Annotated in this window: 21 protein-coding genes; 8 read left to right on the top strand and 13 right to left on the bottom strand. The window is 68.3% G+C overall.

Features of this window, described 5'->3' with window-relative positions; genetic code table 11:
- Positions 1-59: 59 nt before the first annotated feature.
- Positions 60-1,016, bottom strand: a complete 957-nt coding sequence (locus FPZ47_RS30235; RefSeq protein ID WP_210419927.1) for a DivIVA domain-containing protein — start codon at positions 1,014-1,016, stop codon at positions 60-62.
- Positions 1,017-1,583: 567 nt separating this feature from the next.
- Here FPZ47_RS30235 and FPZ47_RS17030 point away from each other — a divergent pair.
- From FPZ47_RS17030 to FPZ47_RS17020, 3 genes are all read left to right on the top strand, one after another.
- Positions 1,584-1,748, top strand: coding sequence for a hypothetical protein (locus FPZ47_RS17030; protein WP_144953035.1), 165 nt, complete (start codon positions 1,584-1,586; stop codon positions 1,746-1,748).
- Positions 1,749-3,230: an alpha,alpha-trehalose-phosphate synthase (UDP-forming) gene (locus FPZ47_RS17025; RefSeq protein WP_144953038.1), complete on the top strand. Its 1,482-nt coding sequence runs from the start codon at positions 1,749-1,751 to the stop codon at positions 3,228-3,230.
- Positions 3,231-3,332: 102 nt separating this feature from the next.
- A complete protein-coding gene (locus FPZ47_RS17020; RefSeq protein WP_144953041.1) occupies positions 3,333-3,911 on the top strand; it encodes a hypothetical protein in 579 nt (192 codons plus the stop codon).
- Here the strand turns inward: FPZ47_RS17020 and FPZ47_RS17015 are convergent, their stop codons facing one another.
- From FPZ47_RS17015 to FPZ47_RS16960, 12 genes are all read right to left on the bottom strand, one after another.
- Positions 3,912-4,394: a mammalian cell entry protein gene (locus FPZ47_RS17015; RefSeq protein WP_144953092.1), complete on the bottom strand. Its 483-nt coding sequence runs from the start codon at positions 4,392-4,394 to the stop codon at positions 3,912-3,914.
- An 8-nt stretch (positions 4,395-4,402) separates the two neighbouring features.
- Positions 4,403-5,110 (bottom strand): mammalian cell entry protein, encoded by a 708-nt coding sequence (locus FPZ47_RS17010; protein WP_144953044.1) that lies wholly within the window; start codon positions 5,108-5,110, stop codon positions 4,403-4,405.
- Positions 5,110-6,810, bottom strand: coding sequence for a virulence factor Mce family protein (locus FPZ47_RS17005; RefSeq protein ID WP_144953047.1), 1,701 nt, complete (start codon positions 6,808-6,810; stop codon positions 5,110-5,112). Before FPZ47_RS17005 ends, FPZ47_RS17010 begins: the two co-directional genes overlap by 1 nt.
- A 12-nt stretch (positions 6,811-6,822) precedes the next feature.
- Positions 6,823-7,986: an MCE family protein gene (locus FPZ47_RS17000; protein ID WP_144953050.1), complete on the bottom strand. Its 1,164-nt coding sequence runs from the start codon at positions 7,984-7,986 to the stop codon at positions 6,823-6,825.
- Positions 7,983-9,386 carry a virulence factor Mce family protein gene (locus tag FPZ47_RS16995; protein WP_144953053.1) on the bottom strand — a complete coding sequence of 468 codons (1,404 nt, stop codon included), beginning with the start codon at positions 9,384-9,386 and terminating at the stop codon, positions 7,983-7,985. Before FPZ47_RS16995 ends, FPZ47_RS17000 begins: the two co-directional genes overlap by 4 nt.
- Positions 9,383-10,447, bottom strand: coding sequence for a virulence factor Mce family protein (locus tag FPZ47_RS16990; RefSeq protein ID WP_144953056.1), 1,065 nt, complete (start codon positions 10,445-10,447; stop codon positions 9,383-9,385). Before FPZ47_RS16990 ends, FPZ47_RS16995 begins: the two co-directional genes overlap by 4 nt.
- Positions 10,437-11,489, bottom strand: a complete 1,053-nt coding sequence (locus tag FPZ47_RS16985; protein WP_144953059.1) for an MCE family protein — start codon at positions 11,487-11,489, stop codon at positions 10,437-10,439. Before FPZ47_RS16985 ends, FPZ47_RS16990 begins: the two co-directional genes overlap by 11 nt.
- Positions 11,489-12,691: an MCE family protein gene (locus tag FPZ47_RS16980; protein ID WP_144953062.1), complete on the bottom strand. Its 1,203-nt coding sequence runs from the start codon at positions 12,689-12,691 to the stop codon at positions 11,489-11,491. The genes FPZ47_RS16985 and FPZ47_RS16980 overlap by 1 nt, the downstream gene beginning before the upstream one ends.
- Positions 12,692-12,702: 11 nt before the next feature.
- Positions 12,703-13,545: an MlaE family ABC transporter permease gene (locus FPZ47_RS16975; RefSeq protein WP_144953065.1), complete on the bottom strand. Its 843-nt coding sequence runs from the start codon at positions 13,543-13,545 to the stop codon at positions 12,703-12,705.
- Between the two features lie 7 nt (positions 13,546-13,552).
- Positions 13,553-14,317: an MlaE family ABC transporter permease gene (locus FPZ47_RS16970; RefSeq protein ID WP_144953068.1), complete on the bottom strand. Its 765-nt coding sequence runs from the start codon at positions 14,315-14,317 to the stop codon at positions 13,553-13,555.
- Between the two features lie 236 nt (positions 14,318-14,553).
- Positions 14,554-15,477 carry a 3-oxoacyl-ACP reductase gene (locus tag FPZ47_RS16965; RefSeq protein ID WP_144953071.1) on the bottom strand — a complete coding sequence of 308 codons (924 nt, stop codon included), beginning with the start codon at positions 15,475-15,477 and terminating at the stop codon, positions 14,554-14,556.
- A 45-nt stretch (positions 15,478-15,522) separates the two neighbouring features.
- A complete protein-coding gene (locus FPZ47_RS16960) occupies positions 15,523-15,714 on the bottom strand; it encodes a ferredoxin (protein WP_144953095.1) in 192 nt (63 codons plus the stop codon).
- A 182-nt stretch (positions 15,715-15,896) separates the two neighbouring features.
- Between FPZ47_RS16960 and FPZ47_RS16955 the strand changes: the two genes are divergently transcribed.
- From FPZ47_RS16955 to FPZ47_RS16930, 5 genes are all read left to right on the top strand, one after another.
- Complete coding sequence (locus FPZ47_RS16955; protein WP_144953074.1) at positions 15,897-17,075, top strand: acyl-CoA dehydrogenase; 1,179 nt, start codon at positions 15,897-15,899, stop codon at positions 17,073-17,075.
- A gap of 22 nt (positions 17,076-17,097) precedes the next feature.
- Positions 17,098-18,195 carry an acyl-CoA dehydrogenase family protein gene (locus FPZ47_RS16950; protein ID WP_144953077.1) on the top strand — a complete coding sequence of 366 codons (1,098 nt, stop codon included), beginning with the start codon at positions 17,098-17,100 and terminating at the stop codon, positions 18,193-18,195.
- An 82-nt stretch (positions 18,196-18,277) separates the two neighbouring features.
- Complete coding sequence (gene fadD17, locus FPZ47_RS16945) at positions 18,278-19,780, top strand: long-chain-fatty-acid--CoA ligase FadD17 (protein WP_144953080.1); 1,503 nt, start codon at positions 18,278-18,280, stop codon at positions 19,778-19,780.
- A gap of 449 nt (positions 19,781-20,229) precedes the next feature.
- A complete protein-coding gene (locus FPZ47_RS16935) occupies positions 20,230-20,967 on the top strand; it encodes a serine hydrolase (RefSeq protein ID WP_144953085.1) in 738 nt (245 codons plus the stop codon).
- A gap of 268 nt (positions 20,968-21,235) precedes the next feature.
- A partial coding sequence (locus FPZ47_RS16930) for a PE family protein (RefSeq protein ID WP_145039520.1) occupies positions 21,236-21,697 on the top strand: 462 nt, incomplete at its 3' end.

The raw sequence follows: 21,697 nt of genomic DNA, 5'->3' as shown, positions 1-21,697 counted from the left end.
TACACATTATGGCCAGAGTGTAAGAGGGCGTCGCCGGGTTGATGCGAAGGTATGCCCGGCTAGGCCTGTTCCAGCGCCGCCGCCAGCAGCGCCGCGGCCGATTTGAGCAGCCCCAATGAACGTTTGAGGTCCGCGTTCTCCTCCTTCAACAGCTCTAGCTCGGATCGGTCATAGGCCGCGGTCGGGCCGCCGTTGTCGATCGCGCCGGCGCGGGTCCGCTCGTGCACGGTCTCGGTGACCGTGTTGCCGTGCGTGTCGGTGACCGCCCGGATCGCCATCCTCTCCATGTCGTGACGCCCGCGCACCGGTGCCACCGTGCGCGCCTCCTGCAGGCGCGAGCCCCCGTTGACCACCGCGGTCCTCGGCACCTCCCTGCACTGTTGGGCATGGGCCTGCCGGGACGCCTGGCCGGGGACCGCCTCCGCGCCGACGCACGGGGTGACCGCTTGCTGCTGCTCGAGCCGTCGGCGAAGGTCGGCTTGCTGCTCGCGGAGCTCGGCTTCGCGCTGGTCGAGCTGGGCTTGCCGCTGGGCGAGCTTGGCTTCCTGCCGGCCCAGCTGCTCCTCGTACTGCTGGAGCCGGGCCTCGTGCTGGGCCAGCTCGGCCTCGTGCTGGGTGATCTGCGATTCCCGCTGGGCCACCTGGGCTTCCCGGTAGCGCAGCTGGGCCACCTGCTGGGGAAGCGGGGTGGCCTGCTTGACCAGCTGGGCGGCGCGCTGGGCGAGCTGGGCTTCCTGCCGGCGCAGATGCTCGCCACGCTGGTGCGCTTCGCGTTCGTGCTGCTGGAGGGCGGCTTCCCGCCGGAACAGTTCGGCGTCCCGCTGCTGCAGCCCCCCGTCGCGGCTGCGGAGCTCGGCGTTGCGGCTGCGGAGCTCGCCCTCCTCCTCCAGGCGCCGAATCTGCTCCTGCTCGACCAGATCGATCAAGAGGTCGACTTCCTGCTCGTCGTAGCCGCGTTTGCCGATACGGGGTCGCGAAAACGCGATGTTGTGGACATCGGCCGGAGTGAGAGCCATTTTCCTTTCTCCCGGTGGCCCAGACGTCGATGGGAGCGTCAAAGTGGAGTCGATGGCTTCACAATAGTGCTTTTCTTGCGCACCTGCTGCGTTTGCCGTTGAACTCGCGACCGCGGCGGGGAGATGCGGCCGCGGTCACCGCGCCCGGGCATGCATCCGCTGCCCCGCTCTCAGCACCGCCTATCGACGCCGCGACCGGCCGCATTGCTGGTCAGCGCCGCGGCGGGCGCGGCACGCACCCCCCGCGGGCGCCGACTGCGGCGCCCCGGCCGGGGCGCCACGAACATCCGCCGAATGTCCGGTTCGGGTGGCCCGCCGGAACTGCCGGCAGCAAATTCCTTGATTTGAGCACGCGGTATTTCCAGACCCCGCCGAACGAAAGAAATGATTGTCTTATCTGCCCGGCATTAACAATTCCGGACAATTATGTGAATCCCGGGCCGCAATAAGGTTTCGGTCCGGTTCGCCACCCCGGAAGCGCCGGTCGGGCCCGCGCCGGGCCCCGCGGCGAGCCCGGGCCGGGCAAGACAGCTGCGACGTGCCGGGCGCGTCGCATACAGTTGTGTCATGCCTACGAAACCCGACCCTGGCGACATCAGCGATGTGGAACCGCTGGCCGACACCACCGCCAGCCAGGCCCGGCGCATCGTCGCCGCGTATGCGAACGACGCCGACGAGTGCCGCGTCTTCTTGTCCATGCTCGGTATTGGACACTCGAAACTCGATGCGTAGATGACTCCCAGCGGAGTCGAGCGCCCGGGCGACTCGCCCGTCGGGGATTCCGACTTCGTCGTGGTGGCCAACCGGCTGCCGGTCGACATGGAGCGGCTCCCCGACGGCAGCACGTCCTGGAAGCGCAGCCCGGGCGGGCTGGTCACGGCCCTGGAACCACTGCTGCGGCGCCGGCGTGGGGCATGGGTCGGCTGGCCCGGCGTCGCCGACGAAGAGATGGACGCCGACGACGGGCCGATCGTGCAGGACGAGCTCACCCTGCACCAGGTGCGGCTCAGCGCCGACGACGTCGCCGAATACTACGAAGGCTTCTCCAACGCCACGCTGTGGCCGCTCTACCACGACGTCATCGTCAAACCCAGCTATCACCGCGAGTGGTGGGAGCGCTACGTCGACGTCAATCGCCGCTTCGCCGAGGCCACGGCGCGGGCCGCCGCGCACGGCGCCACCGTGTGGGTCCAGGACTACCAGCTGCAGCTGGTACCGATGATGCTGCGCACGCTGCGACCCGACCTGACGATCGGCTTCTTCCTGCACATCCCGTTCCCGCCGGTGGAGCTGTTCATGCAGATGCCCTGGCGCACCGAGATCATCAAGGGCCTGCTCGGCGCCGATCTGGTGGGGTTCCATCTGGCCGGCGGCGCCCAGAATTTCCTGTTCCTGGCCCGGCGTCTGGTCGGGGTGGAAACCTCCCGGGGGTCGGTCGGTGTGCGTTCGCGTTTCGGGGAAGTGCAGATGGACTCGCGCACCGTGCGGGTGGGCGCCTTCCCGATCTCCATCGACTCCGCCGACCTCGACCGCAAGGCCCGGGACCGCAGCGTCCGGCGCCGGGCCCGCGAGATCCGGGCCGAGCTGGGCAATCCCCGCAAGATCCTGCTCGGTGTCGACAGGCTGGACTACACCAAGGGCATCGACGTCCGGCTGAAGGCGTTCTCGGAGCTGCTCGCCGAGGGCCGGGCCAAACGCGACGACACGGTGCTGATCCAGCTGGCCACCCCGAGCCGCGAGCGGGTGGAAAGCTACCGGATCCTGCGCAACGACATCGAACGCCAGGTCGGCCACATCAACGGCGAATACGCCGAAGTCGGGCATCCGGTGGTGCATTATCTGCATCGCCCGGTTCCCCGCAACGAGCTCATCGCGTACTACGTCGCCGCCGACGTCATGCTGGTCACCCCGCTGCGCGACGGAATGAACCTGGTGGCAAAGGAATACGTCGCCTGCCGCAGCGATCTCGGCGGTGCGCTGGTGCTCAGCGAATTCACCGGAGCCTCCGCCGAACTCCGGCTTGCCTATCTGGTGAACCCCCACGACCTCGAAGGGGTCAAGGACGCCATCGAGGCGGCGCTCAACCAAACCGAGGAGGACGGCCGGCGGCGGATGCGGTCGATGCGGCGCCAGGTGCTCGCCCACGACGTCGACCGGTGGGCGCGCTCGTTCCTCGACGCGCTCGCCGAGGCGCACCCACCCGGCGCCGTCTAGCCGGCAAAAGCCATGGGTAAAGGCCGAAAAGCCGTGGTGCCGGCGTCCGAACGCTGTGATACTCGAGTGCAAACGGGATGGTGCGAGCGGGGAGGGACGACCATGCGGATCCGTCGCGGGCTGGCGGTCGGCGCCGGCATCTTCTCGGCCGTCGCGCTGGGCATCGCGCTGCAATCCGGTGAGCCGGCGGGCGCGGTCGCACCCCCGGCGGACGGCAACTACACCTTCGAGCAGGCGGGCGTGTCGGGCGTGACCTGGACCGTCACGGCGCTGTGCGACCAGGTCAACGGCAGCCGCTACTACAAGGACTACTCCAACCCCGACATCATGGCCGACTTCTGCGCGCTGAACGTGGTCAGCTCCACCAACGAACGGATCAGCCGCAAGGACAAGCTGCAGAACTACAGCGGCAGAGCCCGTCTCGTGAGCGGACTGTGGACGTTCCAGGTGGACAAGGCCGACGGGGTGTCCTGCCCGGACGGCGGCACCGGGTCGTCCACCGAGACGTATGCATTCGACAACGAGACGATGGCCGGGACGCACACCACGTTGCACGGCGCCGTCTGCGGCCTGCCGCCGGCGATGACCAAAGCGCCGTTCTCGCTGCGGCTCCTCGGCCCCCCACCCACACCGATCCAACGTTATCCGTTGTACTGCAACGACATTGCGATGTGCTACTGATCAGATCGGCGTGATGTAGTTGATCAGCCATTGCTTGCCGATCTTTTGGAAGTCCACCCGCAACCGGCTGCCGTCGTAAAGGGGCTGCCGTGATTTGTCGGTCACGGTGCGGTTCAGATAAACCATCACCGACGCCGAATCCCGTTGGGCCGACATGACTCCGGCGCCGACGACGTTGGCCTGCACCACCACCTCGCGCTTCTTGGCCTCCGGGATGATCTGCGCGTTGGCGCTCTTGCGGAACTCCTGGCGGTACGCCGGCGTCAGCAGCGCATACGCGTCGGCGAGGCTGCGTTCGACGGTCTGATAGTCGTAGGCGAAGACCTCGGGAATCTCCTTGGTGGCCAGCTTGGGCAGGACCGCCCGCGCCGCCGCCTCGCCGCGGGCCTGCACCCGGTCCCAGTAGAACCAGCCGGTCGCGGCGGCCAGCCCGACGAAGGCGACGACCACCAGGGCGACCGCGACGACCCTCAGCCACCGCAACCACCGCATCAGTTGCCCCCGTTGGGATACTTCAGGTCGTAGCCGGTCATCCGGCCGGACTCGTCCTCGTGCACGATGACCCGCAGCCGGTACGGCATGGACGGCTTGTTCACCCCGTCGATGTCGGCGACGGTGACCCGCACCGAGACCAGGACCGACGCGTTGTCGGTGACCGGGTCGATGGCCTCCAGCGCGGCGCCCTTGACGACGGCTTCCGACGTCGCGTTGGTGGAGCGGAACAGGCCCTTGAGGTTCTCGATGTTGTTGTTGGCGCCCAGCATGCCGCGCAGGGGCCCGCTGGTCTGGTCGTAGAACCGGTTCACGCTCTCGTCGATGTTGTCCTGCTTGTAACTGAACATGTTGACCACGGTCTGCGTCGCGGTGTCGACGAAACGCTGGTCGCGCGCCTGCTCGGCGCCGGCCTGCCGGTGCTGGACGACCAGCACGGTCAGACAGCCGGCCAGCGCGCCGATCGCCAGGACCGCGGCGGCGGCCGAGACCCACGCGACCAGCACCCGGTGCGGCCGCCGCCGTGGCGGCGGCCGCACCGGTGTGAAGGTCCGTACCGGTGGCGCCGCCCGCTTCGGCTCGACCGGGACGTCGACCGGTGCCGCCACGCCGTCGGCGGCCGCACTTGTGGCGGGACCCGCCGCGCGGGACGCCCGCCGCCGAACGCGTGTCGGCTTGGTCTGCTCGTCTGTCACCACCGGGTCCATCACATCTGTCGTGGATCGAGCATGAGCTCCACCCAGTTCTCGGCGCTCGACGCGCCGCTCGCACCGGCCGCGAAGATACCAGTGCCGCCGGCCGGGTCCGCGAACGCGCCGGTCTTCGGGTCGTAGGTGGTATAGGCCGGGGCACCGCCGGCCTGCGGCGGCGGTCCCGGGGCGGCTTCGGGGGCCGGACCGGTGCCTTCCGGCGGCGGTGGCGGCGGCAGCCACTTGGGATAGGGCACCTGGGGTGGCACCGGCGGCACCCCGGGCGGCTGCCACGACGTGAACGGCGGCGGCGGCCCGTTGTCGTTGGGCGGCGGCGGGTCGTAGGCCGGCTGATGGTTGGGCATCGGCCCCGGCCCCGGCACCACGCCGGGCGGCGGCGGCCCGACGATCGGCGTGCCCGGGTCGGGTTCGGCGCCCGGCGGGATGTACGGGAAGTGGTTGGGCGGCAGCACATTCAGCCCGTTGGTCACCGGGGTGTCGTAGGGCACCGGGGGGCCGCGCCAGGGGTTGCGGCCGAGCGGCACATAGCCCTTCGGGTCGCGGCACAGCTGAACCGTCGGCGCCCGCTTGCCGGGGAACTCCTGGCACGGATAGTTGCGCGCACCGCGCACGGTGGTCGGATCGTTCTGGGCCGCCTTGCAGTACAAGTCGGGCGGGAGCTCGCGCAGCGTCTCGTCGGCCGGTGTGCGCATCAGCGGTGGCGGCAGGAAGCCGACCGCGCACGGCGGCGGGTCGTTGAGGTCGAGCTTGAAGTCGAGCTTGGCGCCCTCGTCCTGCGGCTCGCCGCCGGCGGCGGTGACGATCGCGGCGAACAGCGCCGGCAACACGACCAGCAGGTGCTCGATCGACTTGTGGTAGATCACGCCCACCCGGCCCAGGTTGGCCAGGCTGGCGGCCAGCGCCGGAAAGGAGGGGCGGATGCCGGAGAACGCGGTGCTCGCCTCGTCGGCCGCGCCCGGGGCGGTGGCCAGCGTGGAGCGCAACTGCGGGTCCGCCTGGTGCACCTCGGAGGTGAACCGGGCCAGCCCGTCCGACAGCGACTTGATGTCGGCGCCGGCGCGGATCTGGGCCGCCAGGAACGGCCCCGCCTGATCGATCAGCTCCGACACCCGCGGATAGTCGGCGTTGGCCTGGTCGACCAGCAGCCGCGCGGACTCCAACAGCCGGGCCAGCTCGGGGCCCGATCCGTTGGCCGCGATGAACGTCTCGTGCAGCAACTCCCGCAGCCGGGTGTCGCCCACGCTGTTGACCAGCTTCTCGGCCCGCTTCAACAGATCGGCGACGTCCCGGCCGATCCGGGTGTTCTGCTGGGTGATGCGGAACCCGTTGCGCAACTTGGCGGATGCCGGAGTGCCCGGCGGCACCAGGTCGATGTACTGCTCGCCGACCGCCGACACGCTCTTCACGGTAGCGGTGACGTTCGACGGGATCGGCGTCCCGCTGTTCAGCCGCATCTCGGCGGTCACCCCATCGGGGTTGAGCCCGACCGATTCCACCCGGCCGACGGCGACGCCGCGATAGGTGACGTTGGCGTTCTTGTACAGGCCGCCGCCCGCGACGAAGTCGGCCGTCCCCGCGTAGGTGCCGATGCCGAAGGTGGCGGGCAGCCGCAGGTAGAAGACCCCCATCACGGTCAGCGTGACCACGGTGATCACCGCGAAGATGGCCAGCTGAACCTTGGTCAGTCTGTCGAGCATCTGCGCCGCCCCCTACCCGCCCTGCGAACCCGACGCCGCGCCGGGCGGGATCGTGAACGGATCGGCCGCCTGTCCGGACAGGTTGGCCAGTTCGCCGGTCAAGAAGTCGGGCGGGTTGAGGATCTCGGCCATGTGCGTCATGTTCGGGTCGAAATACGCCGTGGTGAAGAACGTCTCCCCGATGCGGCGAAGGGTCAGGTCGAACGTCGTGAACACGTTGAGGTAGTCGCCGCGCACGGCCTGTTTGATCCCGAAGTTGGGGAACGGGAACGTCAACAGGATCTGCAGCGAGGTGACGAAGTTCTTCCGGTTGTCGTTGAGCGCTTTGACCGCCGAGTACAGGCCTTTGAGATCTTCGGCGAAGTCCACCTTGGTTTTCGACAGCACGTGGGACGTGACCGTCGCCAACCGCTTCAGCGCAGCGAACGCCTCGACGATGTGGTCCCGGTTCTTGTTGAGCACGCCGACCGCCCCGGGCAGCGTGCTCAGCGCCCGGCCCAGGTTGTCCTTGTCGCGCGCCAGGATCGCCGAGAAGCGGTTCAGCCCGTCGACCGCGTCGATGATGTCGTTGACCTGCCGGTTGAGACCCGAGGTCAGTTCGGCCAGCCTGGGCATCAGGTCGACGAACTGGCTCTGCCGCCCCGCGACAGCCTGGTAGGTCTCGTCGGTGATCTCTTGCAACGCACCGACATTGCCCTTGTTGACCACCACACCGAGGGCCGACAGCACCTCCTCGGTGGTGGGATAGCGACCGGTGCGCGACTCCGGAATCTTCGCCCCGTCGGTCAGCCTGCCGACCGCCGGCTTGTCCTTCGGGGCGGCCAGGTCGACGTGCATGGAACCGAGCAGCGACGTCTGGGCCACCTGCGCGGTCGCGTTGGCCGGCAGCACGACGTTCTTGTCCAGGGCCAGCTTGACCGCGGCATAGAAGGACCCGTCGGGCCGCTGCTCGGCGGAGATGCCCGAGACGCTCCCGACGATGACGTCGTCGACCATGACGGGCGAGTTCTGCGGCAGCGTCGCGACGTCGGGCATGTCGACGGTGATCGAGTAGGCGCCGCTGCCGTGGCCGGCGGTGCCCGGCATCGACAGCGAGTTGAGGCCGTTGAACTGGCAACCGGCCACCAGCGCACTGCCCGCCGCCAACACGCCGCCGCGCAACCAGATTCGCCTCATTGGCCGCCACCCCGCCCTGCGGGGGACGGCGCGGGCGCCGGCGGGGGGCCCGGCCGCGGACCGAACGCGGACGGCGGCCCGGGCGCCGGTCCCGGAGCGAGGCCGCCCTGCGGGGCCGTCGGCACCAGCAGGGCCTGCAGATCCGCCGGGTTCTCCGGGGCCGGTGGCTTGGCGCCCTTGGCCGGTATCCACGTGAGTTCGGGAACGGGCGTGGCCGCCTTGGCTTCGGTGGCCGGGGTGTCGTAGATGATCTGGCCCTTGTACGCGGTGATCGTGTTGAGCGGATGGAACATGATCGGCGGGTAGTTCACGGCGAGCCGGCGCAGCACGGGCCCGAGCCGCTCGCGGCAGATCTCGGCGCGCTTGAAATAGTCGGGTGCGCGGGGCCCGGCGGCCGTGTCGAAGCTTCCGCCGCAGATGAACTGCACGGGGTTGGCGAATTCGGGGACCGACAGCAGCCCGCTGAGCGTGCCCTGCGCGGGGTCGTAGATGTTGTAGAAGTTGGAGATGCCGGGGCCCGCCACGTGCAGGACCTGCTCGATGTTGTCGCTCTGGTCGCTCAACGTCTGAGCCAAGTCGTTGAGCTGGTTGACCGTCTCGACCAGCGTGGCGTTGTTCTCGTGCAGGAAGCCCCGGACATCCGAGAGCGCCGTGTTCAGCGTGCCCAGCGTGGTGTCCAGGTGACGGGAACTGTCGGCGAGCACCTGCGACACCGACGCGACGTTCCCGGCGAACTGCACGATCTGCTCGTTGCTCGACGACAGCGCGTTCACCAGCACCTGCAGGTTCTTGACCGTGCCGAACAGGTCGCCGCGCGAATCCCCGAGCCGCCCCGCGACCTGCGTGAGCTCGCGCAGCGCGCTGTGGAACGACTCCCCGTTGCCGTCGAACGTGTCGGCGGCCTGGTTGATCACCGCGCCCAACGGTCCTTGCATCGATCCGGAGGTGGGACCGAGCTGGACGGCCAGCTGGGTCAGCGACTCCTTGACCTCGTCCCATTCCACCGGGACGCCGGTGCGGGCCAGGTCGATGCTGCCGCCGTCGGGCAGCACCGCGCCGCCGGTGTAGGCCGGGGTCAGCTGAATAAAGCGCGCCGCCACCAGGTTCGGCGACATGATGATGGCGCGGGCGTCCTGGGGGACCTTCACGTCGTCGGACACCGACATGGTGATCTTGACGTCCGAGGGCCGCGGTTCGATCGCGTCGATGTGGCCGACCGGGACGCCGAGGACCCGGACCTCGTCGCCCGGGTAGATGCCGACGGCAGAGGTGAAGTAGCCGACGATGGTTCGGCTGTTGCTGTGCGAGGTAAGCACATACACGCCCCCCACCAGCGCCGCGACCAGCGCGATGGCGGTGGAGTAGCGCAGCCCCCGACTGGCCGCGAGCCGCGTCATCATGGAGCCTTCGGCCTGATGATCCAGCGCTCCTGGATGAGACCGCGCAGGTAGTCGGCGAGGCTGGCCGGCAGCTTGCCCGGCTGGTAGAAGAAGTCGAACATCATCGCGATCATCGGCGCGGGCAGCACGGAGAAGACGTTGACGTTGAAACCGGGCCCGGAACCGACCACCTCGCCCAGTTCGGTGGCGTAGGTGGGCAGCCGTTTGAGGGCCTCGGTGATGTAGTCGCGACGCTCGTTGAGGTTGGCCAGCACCGAGTTGAGCTTGCTCAGCGCCGGGCCGAACTCCTTGCGGTTGTCGGCGACGAAGCCCGAGATCTGCTGCGAGACGGCGTTGATGCCCGAGATCAGCCGGCCCAGCGCCGCGCGCCGTTCGTCGAGCGCGGCGAACAACTGGTTGCCGTCGTCGACCAGCTTGTTGACCTGCCCGGCGCGCTGGGCCAGCACCGACGTCACCGACTTGGCGTGCGCCAGCAGGCTTTGCAGCGCCTCGTCGCGGCGGTTCAGGGTGCGCGACAGCGAGGTCACCCCGTCCAGCGCGCCGCGCAGTTGCGGGGTGGCGTCGTGCAGGGTGTCGGTGAGAACGTGCAAGGCGTGCTCGAACTGCGGCTTGTTCAGGTTGTTGGCGTTGCGGCCCAGCTCCTCCAGCGCGCCGGCCAGAGTGTACGGCGTGGTCGTGCGGCTCAGCGGAATGCTGGTGGCCCTGCCGGCGCCGGCCGGACTCACCGCAACGGAGCGTTCCCCGAGGATCGTGTCGGTGCGGATCGCGGCCAGCGACTGGTCGCCGACGGCGACGTGCCGGTCCACCGTGAAGGTCACCTTGGCGCTGTCCCCGGCCAGGCCGACGGCCTGCACCTTGCCGACCTTGAAGCCGGACACGTACACGGCGTTGCCCGGCTTGATCCCGCCCGCGTCGGAGAAGTATGCGTCGTAGACCCTGCCCTGCGGCCAGAACGGCAACCCGGCATAACCGAAGGCGATCAGCACGATGCAGACCACCAGCACCAGGCCGAAGATGCCGGTGCGCAGCGGGTCGCGCTCACGCTTGGGACTACTTGACAAAAGCGCACCTCCCCTTGCTCTGGTCGACCTGGCCGCCGATGGGAAGCAGGATATCGCCGCCGACCGGTCCGTTGATCTTGATCCTGACGGAGCAGAAGTAGATGTTGAAGAACGACCCGTAGGCGCCCAGCGCGGACAGCCGCAAATAGTCCTCGCCCAGCTGCTCGATGTCGTTGTCCACCTCGGCCTTACGGTCGTCCACCTCGGTGGCCAGTGGCCGGGTGTTCTCCAGGATGCCCTGCAGCGGCCGGCGCGAATTCTTCAGCAGCTGTGCGAGATCCGTCGTCGTCGAGGCCAGCGGGGGGATGGCGCCGGCGATGTCGTCCTTGTGCTCGGCCAGCCCGGTGATCAGTTTCTGCAGCTGGTCGACGCTGGCCGAGAACTGCGCGCTCTTGGCGTCGATGGTGCCCAGCACCGTGTTGAGGTTGGCGATCGTGTCCCCGATGAGCTGGTCGCGGTTGCTCAACGCCGACGAGAAGGCGCTGGTGTCGGCCAGCACGTCCGACAACGCGCCCCCCTGCCCCTGAAACAACTGGATGACGGCGCCGCTGATCGTGTTGATCTTGTCGGCGTCCAGCCCCTTGACGACCGGGCGCAGCCCGCCGAGCAGCGCATCGAGATCCAGGGCGGGCTGGGTGTGCTGCGCGTCGATGGTCCCCCCGGCCGGTAGCTTGCGCAGTTCGCCCGGACCCGAGGTGATCTCCAGGAACCGGTCGCCGACCAGGTTCTCGTAGCGGATCAGCGCGCGCGTCGACGAGTACAGGGTGTAGCGCTTGTCGACCCCGAATTTCACGTCGATGCTGTTGTCCGGGTTCAGCGCGACGCCCTGCACGGCACCCACCGGCACTCCCGCGATGCGGACCTTCTGGCCGGCCTTCAACCGAGACACGTCGGTGAACGTCGCGTGGTAGGTGCCCTCGGCCCCGAAGCGGAAGTCACCGAAGACCACCACCAGCCCGGCGGACACGAGCAACATCACCACCGTGAAGACGCTCACCTTGATCACCATCGAGCGGTGCGACGGCATGCCCGCGGCCGCCATCAGAAGTCGTCCCGTTCCGCGAAGGCGCCGTGGAACAAGAACTGCAGCGTCGAGGGCGCGTCGAACTGCAACTCGGTGAACGGCTCGTAGGGGACGTTGGCGTTGTCGGTGACCAGGAATGGGGCCCGGTACCACGACCCGCCGTTCTGTTTGGTCGGGATGTCGGGCAGCCCGCGGCAGTTCGGGCCCCCGGACGCGTTGACGACGGGCAGGGCCTCCGGATAGGTGTACGACGGCGCGCCCAGCACGAAGCTCGACGAAGTGAACAGGCCCGCTTTGCGCACGCCGAGCAGCGGCGCGAACTCCTTGATGCCGCGGTCGATCCCCGCGAACAGGCAACCGAATTCCGGTGAGTAGTCCGCGGCCACCTTGACCGGGGCCCGCAACCTGTTTATCCCGTCGATCAGGTTCTGCTCGGCCGGTGCCACCGTGTCGTAGGCGTTGTTGGCCAGGCCGATCGTGGCCAGCAGCGTGTCGTTGAGGTTGCCCTGCTGGTCGAGAACGGTCTTGCTGATCGCCGGGAGGTTGTCGATGACGGTGTTCAGGTCGGGGGCGGCGTCGGCGTAGCTGTTGGTGACGGTACCGGCCCGACGGAAGTCCCGCTGCAGGGCGGGCAGCTTCGGATTCGCCTGGCGCGTCAGCGTATTCAATCCCGACAGCAGCTGACCGAGGTCGTCGCCATGGCCACGCAGGCCCTCGGCCAGCGCACTGAGCGTTCCGTTCAGTTCCACCGGGTCGACCTTGTGCATCAGTTCGATGAGCGACTGGAACAAGGTGTTGGCTTCCAGCTGCACCGCCGAGGCGGCAACGTGCGCGTCCGGGCGCAGCGAAGTCGCCGAAGGCGCTTGGGGGGCAAGGAATTCCACCGCCTTGGCGCCGAACACCGTGTTGCTTCCGATTCGCACCGTCGCGTTGGAGGGGATGAAGCGCATGTCGTTGCTGTCGATGGCCAGCGTCAGGCGGGCCCGATCGTCGGCGTAGTCGATCGCCGTGACCGTGCCGATCTGGATGCCGCGGTACTTCACCTTGGCACCGTTGTCCATCACCAGCCCGGCCCGCGGTGCCGAGACGGTGACGGTGTCGGTCGAGGTGAAAGCCGCTGTATAGGAAAGGTAGGTCAGTACGACGAATCCCACGATCAGGCCGGCCAGCAGCGCCGCCGCCAGCCGCACCGTCAATCGCCGAGATTCGCCATCCACCATAGAGCGCTCCCCTACCCGGAGAGGTTGAAGTTACCGGACGCGCCGTACACGGCGAGTGAGATGAGCAAAGTGCTGACGACCACCACGATCAGGGAGGTCCGCACCGCCTGGCCGACCGCGATACCGACGCCCACCGGCCCACCTGTGGCGTTGTAGCCGTAATAGGTGTGAACCAGCATCACCGCGATCGCCATCACGATGGCCTGCAGGAACGACCACAACAGGTCGGACGGGATGAGGAAGGTGTTGAAGTAGTGGTCGTAGAGGCCCTTGGACTGCCCGTTGACGTACACGGTGGTGAAGCGGGCGGCGAAGAACGCGGCGAGCACCGACAGCGAATACAGGGGGACGATGGCGATCAGGCCGGCGACCAGTCGGGTCGAGACCAGATAGGACACCGAGTGCACGGCCATGCATTCGATGGCGTCGATCTCCTCGGACACCCGCATCGCGCCCAGTTGCGCGGTGGCACCGGCACCGATGGTGGCCGCCAGCGCGATACCGGCAATCACGGGCGCGACGACGCGGACGTTCAGGAACGCCGACAGGAACCCGGTCAGCGCCTCGATCCCGATGTTGCCCAGCGACGAGTACCCCTGGACGGCGATGACACCGCCGGAGGCCAGCGTCAGGAAGGCCGCGACGCCGACGGTGCCGCCGATCATGATCAGCGCCCCCGTGCCCATCGTCATCTCGGCGATCAAGCGGATCGTCTCCGTGCGGTAGCGGGTGAGCGCGTTGGGGACGTGGCGCACGGTCTGGCCGTAGAACAACGCCTGCTCGCCGAAGTCGTCGACCGGTCCGGCAAGCAGCGACATGATACGGCGGAACCGCAGGGTGGCGTCGTAGCTCATCGCGTCATCACTTGGCCGAAATCCGCACGCCGATCGCGGTCGTCACCACGTTGATGACGAACAGACAGATGAAGGCGTAGACGACGGTTTCGTTGACGGCATTGCCGACGCCCTTGGGCCCCCCCTTAACGGTCAGGCCGCGGTAACACCCGACCAGCCCGGCCATCACGCCGAACAACAGCGCCTTGATTTCGGAAAGCACCAACTCGCGCAGCCCGGTCAGCACCGTGAGGCCGTTGATGAAGGCGCCCGGGTTGACGCCCTGCAAGAAGACGGAGAACACGTAACCACCGGACAAGCCGATGGCGACCACCAGGCCGTTGAGCAGCAGGGCGACCAGGGTGGACGCCAAAACCCGGGGCACGACCAGCCTTTGGATCGGGTCGATGCCGAGCACCCGCATCGCGTCGATCTCCTCGCGGATGGTGCGGGCCCCCAGGTCGGCGCAGATCGCGGTGGCGCCGGCGCCGGCCACGACGAGCACGGTGACCACCGGGCCAAGCTGGGTGATCGTGCCGAAAGCCGTTCCGGCGCCGGACAAGTCGGCCGCGCCGATTTCGCGCAGCAGGATGTTGAGCGTGAACGCCACCAGCACCGTGAACGGGATGGACACCAGCAGCGTCGGGACCAGCGAGACGCGGGCGATCATCCACGTCTGATCCAGGAACTCACCGAACTGGAAGGGCCGCCGGAACGCCGCGCGCGCGGTGTCGATCGACATCTCGAAGAATCCACCGACCGCACGCGCGGGCACCGCAAGCTGGTGGATCAACCTGGTACCCCCCTTCACTGCCGGCGGCGAAGCCTGCGTGTCGCCTTTGCGTGCCCTTCGGTCACTTGCGGCCCGGGTCTGAGCCCGAACATATCAACCCAGCACAAGGCGACCCTATCAATGAACGGTATTTGCCTGTCTTAATCGTCCATTTCACCAGTTCAGAGCATTAATCAGTGTTCAGAACTGAGACAAGTTCTAGTTGCCGGATCGCCCCGGATGCGGCGCTCTCCCCGCTACTGCTCCATCAATCCGACGGCCGCGAAATTTCGCTCGGGGTCGCGGCCGGCAAAGTATTCTCCCAACGTCGTGCCGAGTTCGGCGGGGTTCCAGGCCGGCCCGTCGGCGCTGAACCTGCGCTCCGCGGTGGGCGCCGACACGAGCGTCACCTGCGGGCCGTAGACGATGAAGACCTGACCGTTGACTTCCGCGGCCGCCGGGGACGACAGGAACTGGACCAGGGTCACCACATGGTCGGGCGAGAGCGGATCGATCTGCCCTTCCTCCATATCGGGGCCGGGGCCGAAGATGTCGGCCGTCATCGCCGTGCGGGCCCGCGGGCAGATCGCGTTGGCGCACACCCCGTAACGGCCCAAAGCGCGCGCGGCCGACAGGGTGAGCGCGATGATGCCCGCTTTGGCGGCGCCGTAGTTGGCCTGCCCCACCGGTCCGACCAGACCGGCCTCCGACGCGGTGTTGACCAGCCGGCCGAAGACCGTGCCACTGCCGTCCGCGGCGTCCTTGGCCTTCCCACGCCAGTAGGTCGCGGCGTTGCGGGTCAGCAGGAAATGGCCGCGCAGGTGCACCGCGATGACGGCGTCCCATTCCTCGTCGGACATGTTGAACAGCATCCGGTCCCGCGTGATCCCGGCGTTGTTCACCACGATGTCCAGCCCGCCCAGCCTGTCGGCGCAGGCCACCAATTCGTCGGCGGTCGCGCGCTGGCTGATGTCCCCGGCGACGGCCACCGCCTGGGAACCGGCGGCGCCGATTTCGTCGATGACGTCGGAGGAGTCCAGGGCGCCGGCCATGTCGTTGACGACGACGGTGGCACCGAGCCGGGCCAGGCCGAGAGCCTCGGCCCGCCCCAGGCCCGCGGCCGCGCCGGTGACCACCGCGACCTTCCCGGATAGGTCGGTCGCGTTCGTGCTGCTAGTCAATTTATGAATACCTCTAGTTTCGAGTCGCCCGGCGTCGCGCCCGGGTCATTGGCCGCGCAGCAGCGCGGCTCGCGGGCATTCGGCAATCGCCTGCTCGGCCAAACTCTCCTGGTCGGGTGGAATCGGATCACGCTTCACGACGGCATAGTCGTCGTCGTCCAGTTCGAAGATGTCCGGTGCGATTCCCAGGCACACCGCGTTGCCTTCGCACCGATCACGATCAACGATCACCCGCACGGTACCCTCCTCGAATCTGGCCTTCACTGTGAGCACATGCCCCGTCGGTATGTAGCTACACCATAGGGGCCCCGGTAGGTCCGGGGAACCGGTCGCTGGATTCCCAGACTAGAACGTGTTACAACCGGGGAGACGAACGGGTGGCCGGCCGGCTTCTCACCCCTAGCCGAAGGACAGCTGAAATGCGCATCAGTTACACCCCCGAACAGGAGGAGCTGCGTCGCGAGCTGCGGTCGTACTTCACCAAGCTCATGACGCCGGAGCGCCGCGAGGCACTCACCTCCACGCAGGGCGAGGTCGGGACCGGCAGCGCGTACCGCGACACGGTTGCGCAGATGGGCAAGGACGGGTGGCTGACCCTGAACTGGCCCGAGGAGTACGGCGGCCAGGACCGCTCCCCGATGGACTCGCTGATCTTCACCGACGAGGCCGCGATCGCCGGGGTGCCGGTGCCGTTCCTGACGATCAACAGCGTGGCGCCGACCATCATGGCGTTCGGCACCGAGGAACAGAAGAAGTTCTTCCTGCCCAAGATCGCCGCGGGCGAACTGCACTTCTCGATCGGCTACTCCGAGCCCGGCGCCGGCACCGACCTGGCCAACCTGCGCACCACCGCGGTCCGCGACGGCGACGACTACGTGATCAACGGCCAGAAGATGTGGACCAGCCTGATCGCGTACGCCGACTGGGTCTGGCTGGCGGTGCGCACCAACCCCGAAGCCAAGAAGCACCGTGGCATCTCGGTGCTGGCGGTGCCGACGACCGCCGAGGGTTTCTCCTGGACCCCGGTGCACACCATGGCCGGCGTGGACACCAGCGCCACCTACTACTCCGACGTGCGGGTGCCGGTCACCAACCTGATCGGCGAGGAGAACGGCGGCTGGAAGCTGGTGACCAACCAGCTCAACCACGAGCGTGTCGCCCTGGTGTCCGCGCAACCGATCTTTTTGGCCCTACGCGAGATCCGCGAGTGGGCACAGAACACCAAGGACGCCGGCGGGGCCAGGGTCATCGACTCCGAATGGGTGCAGATCAACCTGGCCAGGGTGTATGCCAAGGCCGAGGTGCTCAAGCTGATCAACTGGGAGCTGGCCTCGGCCCCGGGCGAATCTTTGTCGCCGGCCGACGCATCGGCGGCCAAGGTTTTCGGCACCGAACTGGCCACCGAGGCCTACCGGCTGCTGATGGAGGTGCTGGGCACCGCGGCGACCGTGCGTCAGGATTCGCCCGGCGCGGTGCTGCGCGGGCGGGTCGAACGGATGCACCGGGCCTGCCTGATTTTGACCTTCGGCGGCGGGACCAACGAAGTGCAGCGCGACATCATCGGGATGGTCGCCCTCGGCCTGCCCCGAAGCCGCTGAGTATCGAGAAGGACGAACAGCCATGGATTTCACGACCACCGAAGCGGCGAACGACCTCGGGGGCCTGGTCGACACGATCGTGGACTCGGTGTGCACGCCGCAGCATCACCGTGAGCTCGACGGCCTCGACCACCGGTTCGACCGCGAGCTGTGGCGCAAGCTCATCGACGCCGACATCCTGACCAGCGCGGCCCCGTCCTCGCTGGGCGGTGACGGCTTCTTCGTGCTCGAGCAGGTCGCGGTGCTCGTCGCGCTCGGCCACCAACTGGCCGCCGTACCGTACCTCGACTCGATCGTGCTGGGCGCCGGTGCGTTGGCCCGGTTCGGCTCCGACGAACTGCAGCAGAGCTGGGGTGTCCCGGCGGTCGGCGGCGAGAAGATCCTCACCGTGGCACTCGAGGGCGAGATGGGCGAGGGGCCGGTGCGGGCCGCCGCTGCCGGCGGCGGTTACCGCCTCACCGGCACCCGCACCCAGGTCGGCTTCGGCCCCACGGCGGACGCGTTCCTGGTTCCGGCCGAAACCGACTCCGGGACGGTCGTTTTCCTCGTCGCGGCGGACGACCCCGGGGTGTCGATGACCGCGATCACGACCACCGGGCGGGGCAGCGTCGGTCACCTGGCGCTGGACGGCACGGAGGTGGACGGAGCCCGCAAGGTCGGCGGTCCCGAGGTGGTGGTCTGGCTCCAGACGCTGCACAACTTGGGACGCAGCGCCTTTCAGCTCGGAGTGCTCGAGCGTGGCTTGCAGATGACCGCCGAATACGCGCGCGAACGCGAGCAGTTCGACCGCCCGATCGGCAGCTTCCAGGCGGTCGCGCAACGGCTCGCCGACGGCTACATCGACGTCAAGGGTTTGCGGTTGACGCTCACCCAGGCGGCCTGGCGCGTCGCAGAGGACCAGCCCGCCGACATCGACGTGGCCAGCGCGGCGTTCTGGGCGGCCGACGCCGGGCATCGGGTGGCCCACACCATCGTGCACGTGCACGGCGGAGTCGGCGTCGACACCGACCACCCGGTGCACCGCTACTTCCTGGCGGCCAAGGAAACCGAGTTCGCCTTGGGCGGAGCCACGGGACAGCTGCGCCGGATCGGCCGTGAACTGGCGGAAACCCCCGCCTGACCCGCAACGAACGTGAAGCCGGCCGCACGATCGAGTTCGGATGCGAAGCCGGCTTCACGCTCGGGAATACCGGAGGCGGCGAATGGATGACCTGACGGTCACCAAACTGCTGATGCCACTGGCCGAGATCGACGATCGGGGCATCTACTTCGAGGATTCGTTCACCAGCTGGCGTGATCACCTCCGGCACGGCGCTGCCCTCGCGGCGACGCTGCGCGATCGCCTCGACCCGTCGCGACCACCGCACGTCGGCGTGCTGCTGGAGAACACCCCGTTCTTCTCGTCGATGCTGGTGGCCGCGGGGATGTCCGGGATCGTGCCGGTGGGACTCAACCCGGTGCGCCGCGGTGCGGCGCTGGCCCGCGACATCGCCCGCGCCGACTGCCAACTGGTGCTGGCCGACTCGAATTCTGCTGCCCCACTGGTCGGTATCGACTATGTCGACGTCGACTCCGCCGAATGGGCCGGCGAAGTGGCCGCACACGCCGACGCCGAGCCGCGGTTCCGGTCCGCATCGCCGAAGGACCTGTTCATGCTGATCTTCACTTCCGGCACCAGCGGTGAACCGAAGGCGGTCAAGTGCAGCCACGGCAAAGTCGCCATCGCCGGCGTGACGATGACGCAGCGCTTCGACCTGGGCCGCGACGACGTCTGCTACGTGTCGATGCCGCTGTTCCATTCCAACGCGGTGCTGGTGGGCTGGTCGGTGGCGGCGGCGTGCCGGGGCTCGATGGCGTTGCGCCGCAAGTTCTCCGCATCCAACTTCCTGGTCGACGTCCGCCGCTACGGCGCCACCTACGCCAACTACGTGGGCAAGCCGTTGTCCTATGTGCTCGCCACTCCCGAACGCCCCGACGATGCCGACAACCCGCTGCGCGCGGTGTACGGCAACGAGGGAGTGCCCGCCGACATCGAGCGCTTCGCGCGCAGGTTCGGCTGTGTCGTGCAGGACGGGTTCGGCTCCACCGAGGGCGGCGTGGCCATCGCCCGCACCCCCGACACCCCCGCCGGCGCACTGGGCCCGCTGACCGGGGGACTCCAGATCGTCGACCCCGACACCGGCCGGCCGTGCCCGGTGGGAGTGGTCGGCGAGCTGGTGAACACCGCCGGGCCCGGCCGTTTCGAGGGTTACTACAACGACACCGCCGCCGAGGCCGCGCGGATGGCGGGCGGCGTGTACCACAGCGGCGACCTCGCCTACCGCGACGACGCCGGCTACGCCTATTTCGCAGGGCGCCTTGGCGACTGGATGCGGGTGGATGGCGAGAACCTGGGCGCGGCCCCCATCGAGCGGGTGCTGCTGCGCTATCCCGGCGCGGCCGAGGTGGCGGTGTACGGAGTGCCGGATCCCGTCGTCGGCGACCAGGTGATGGCCGCGCTGGTGCTGGCGCCGGATCAGGATTTCGATGCCGAGGCATTCCGTGACTTCCTGGCCGCACAGCCCGACCTCGGCCGCAAGCAGTGGCCGTCGTACGTTCGGGTCAGCGCCCAGTTGCCGCGGACCGCGACGTTCAAGGTTTTGAAGCGTCAGTTGTCGGCCGAGGGTCTCGAGTGCGCCGATCCGGTCCACCCTATTCGGCGGTAGTGCGCCGCCGTGACCATACCGTTGGATCCTGAAACGTTTAAGATTCAGCGAAAAGGGCATGCAGCACGGTCGGACTCGATCAGAAAGCAGGCCGATGATGAAATTCAGACGGGCTATTGCCGGCTCTGTGTTCGTGGGATCTGTCACCTGCGCCGCCCTCGGCTTCGGGGCTGGGTCGGCGGCGGCGGATCCGTTCCCGGCGCCGCCGCCTCCGGGGCCTGGTCTCGGGCCGGGGGGCCCGGCCGGTCCCGGGCCTGGACCGTGGGGCCCGCCGCCTCCTGGGCCCGGGCCGTGGGACCCGCCGCCTCCTGGGCCCGGGCCGTGGGGCCCTGGACCTCCGGGAGCGCCGCCCGGCTGGTGAGCGCTCCTCCCGATCACCCATCGGCTCATGGTTGCCGCGCACCACGAAGAACGCCCACGTTCAACACGCCCGGTCCACTCCTGAGCGCATGACTCCCCGGTCTGTGCACCTATTGCTGGAATCGAGCTTTGAGCGGCTGTCCACGGCGCTACCGGCCGAGGTCGGGATTGCGGTCGCCCGATCGGATCGCACTTTTGCACTGGGTCCTTTTGCACTGGGTCCTTTTGCACTGGGTCGATGGCAATCCGGTGTCGCCTGGTCGACCATCAAGGTTCCCCTGGCGGTCGCCGCGCTGCGCAGCGACCGAACGCAGGCAGCAGGGCTGCTGGGCAAAGCGATCACGGAGTCCGACAACCCCGCGGCGGAGGCATTGTGGTCACAGTTGGGCGAGCCGGCCGACGCCGCACGCCGGGTGCAGGACGTCATCGCGGAAGCGGGCGATGACGACACCGTGGTCGAATCGCGAAGAATCCGAGAGGGTTTCACCCCATTCGGTCAAACGCAGTGGTCGCTGGCTCGACAGGCGGGTTTCGCCGCGCGGCTGCCCTCGCTCGGCGAGGCGGCCACCGTGATCGCGCTGATGCACCGCCTCACCGACGCCCAGCGCTGGGGCCTGGCCGTCAAAGGCTTCGCCGCCAAGGGCGGTTGGGGCCCGGGACTGCACGGCGACTACCTGGTCAGGCAGTTCGGGATCATCCCGGCCGTCTCCGGGCATATCGGTGTCGCACTGGCCGCCCAGGCCGACTCGTTTGAGGCCGGCGCCGCTGTGCTCAACACGATGGCGGACTGGCTGCTCAGCCACCTTCCGGAACTAGCCGAAGGATGAAGGCGGCAGGGGCACCGGAAAGGGCGTGCGTCACCACTGCGACCTCCACCGGGCCACCGCCGCGAATCGGATATCCCGGGATCGCCATGACCACCGGTCGTTCCTCGTGCTCCCGACTTGGGTGCCAGAAGACAACTTCGATGGAAACTCGACATTTCGACGCCAAACGCACACCGGCGACGCACATCGCGATACGCTCACGACCGGTTGCCTGGCTAGCCGTTCGCCGGTGACTGCCAACATGTCTTGAGACACGGCGAGGTGCCGGATGGCTTACCTGAGCGTTTCGCCGGACATCGTGTATGCGGTGGCCGCGAATGTAGAGAGCATCGGCACGTCCCTGGCCAGCGGCCACGTCGCTGCGGCCGCTTTCACAACAGGCGTAACAAGCGCGGCGGCCGACGAAGTGTCGACAGCTGTCGCAGCGCTGTTTTCCCAATTCGCGCAGGACTATCAGAAGCTCGCAGCGGAGTCGGCGGCATTTCAAGACCGGTTCGTGCTCGCGCTGACCAACGCCGGGCATTCGTACGCGGCGGCCGAGGCGGGAAACACCTCGGCGTTGCAAATCCTCGAGCAGGACGTGCTGGGTCTGATCAACGCGCCTACCCGACTGCTGTTGGGGCGCCCGCTGATCGGAAACGGCACCAACGGGGCGCCGGGGACCGGGCAGGCCGGGGGTCCCGGCGGGATCTTGTTCGGTAACGGCGGCAACGGCGGGTCCGGCGTGTCC

This window comes from Mycobacterium helveticum, assembly GCF_007714205.1.
Classification (GTDB): Bacteria; Actinomycetota; Actinomycetes; order Mycobacteriales; family Mycobacteriaceae; genus Mycobacterium; species Mycobacterium helveticum.
The sequence above is the reverse complement of the archived record's forward strand: the minus strand, read 5'-3'. Positions and strand labels throughout refer to the sequence as shown.

Bases quoted from the DNA above. Each gene is read 5' to 3' on its own strand.
- FPZ47_RS30235 (WP_210419927.1), bottom strand. From the start codon at position 1,016: ATGGCTCTCACTCCGGCCGATGTCCACAACATCGCGTTTTCGCGACCC.
- FPZ47_RS17030 (WP_144953035.1), top strand. From the start codon at position 1,584: ATGCCTACGAAACCCGACCCTGGCGACATCAGCGATGTGGAACCGCTG.
- FPZ47_RS17025 (WP_144953038.1), top strand. From the start codon at position 1,749: ATGACTCCCAGCGGAGTCGAGCGCCCGGGCGACTCGCCCGTCGGGGAT.
- FPZ47_RS17020 (WP_144953041.1), top strand. From the start codon at position 3,333: ATGCGGATCCGTCGCGGGCTGGCGGTCGGCGCCGGCATCTTCTCGGCC.
- FPZ47_RS17010 (WP_144953044.1), bottom strand. From the start codon at position 5,110: ATGGACCCGGTGGTGACAGACGAGCAGACCAAGCCGACACGCGTTCGG.
- FPZ47_RS17005 (WP_144953047.1), bottom strand. From the start codon at position 6,810: ATGCTCGACAGACTGACCAAGGTTCAGCTGGCCATCTTCGCGGTGATC.
- FPZ47_RS17000 (WP_144953050.1), bottom strand. From the start codon at position 7,986: ATGAGGCGAATCTGGTTGCGCGGCGGCGTGTTGGCGGCGGGCAGTGCG.
- FPZ47_RS16995 (WP_144953053.1), bottom strand. From the start codon at position 9,386: ATGATGACGCGGCTCGCGGCCAGTCGGGGGCTGCGCTACTCCACCGCC.
- FPZ47_RS16985 (WP_144953059.1), bottom strand. From the start codon at position 11,489: ATGGCGGCCGCGGGCATGCCGTCGCACCGCTCGATGGTGATCAAGGTG.
- FPZ47_RS16980 (WP_144953062.1), bottom strand. From the start codon at position 12,691: ATGGTGGATGGCGAATCTCGGCGATTGACGGTGCGGCTGGCGGCGGCG.
- FPZ47_RS16975 (WP_144953065.1), bottom strand. From the start codon at position 13,545: ATGAGCTACGACGCCACCCTGCGGTTCCGCCGTATCATGTCGCTGCTT.
- FPZ47_RS16955 (WP_144953074.1), top strand. From the start codon at position 15,897: ATGCGCATCAGTTACACCCCCGAACAGGAGGAGCTGCGTCGCGAGCTG.
- FPZ47_RS16950 (WP_144953077.1), top strand. From the start codon at position 17,098: ATGGATTTCACGACCACCGAAGCGGCGAACGACCTCGGGGGCCTGGTC.
- fadD17 (WP_144953080.1), top strand. From the start codon at position 18,278: ATGGATGACCTGACGGTCACCAAACTGCTGATGCCACTGGCCGAGATC.
- FPZ47_RS16935 (WP_144953085.1), top strand. From the start codon at position 20,230: ATGACTCCCCGGTCTGTGCACCTATTGCTGGAATCGAGCTTTGAGCGG.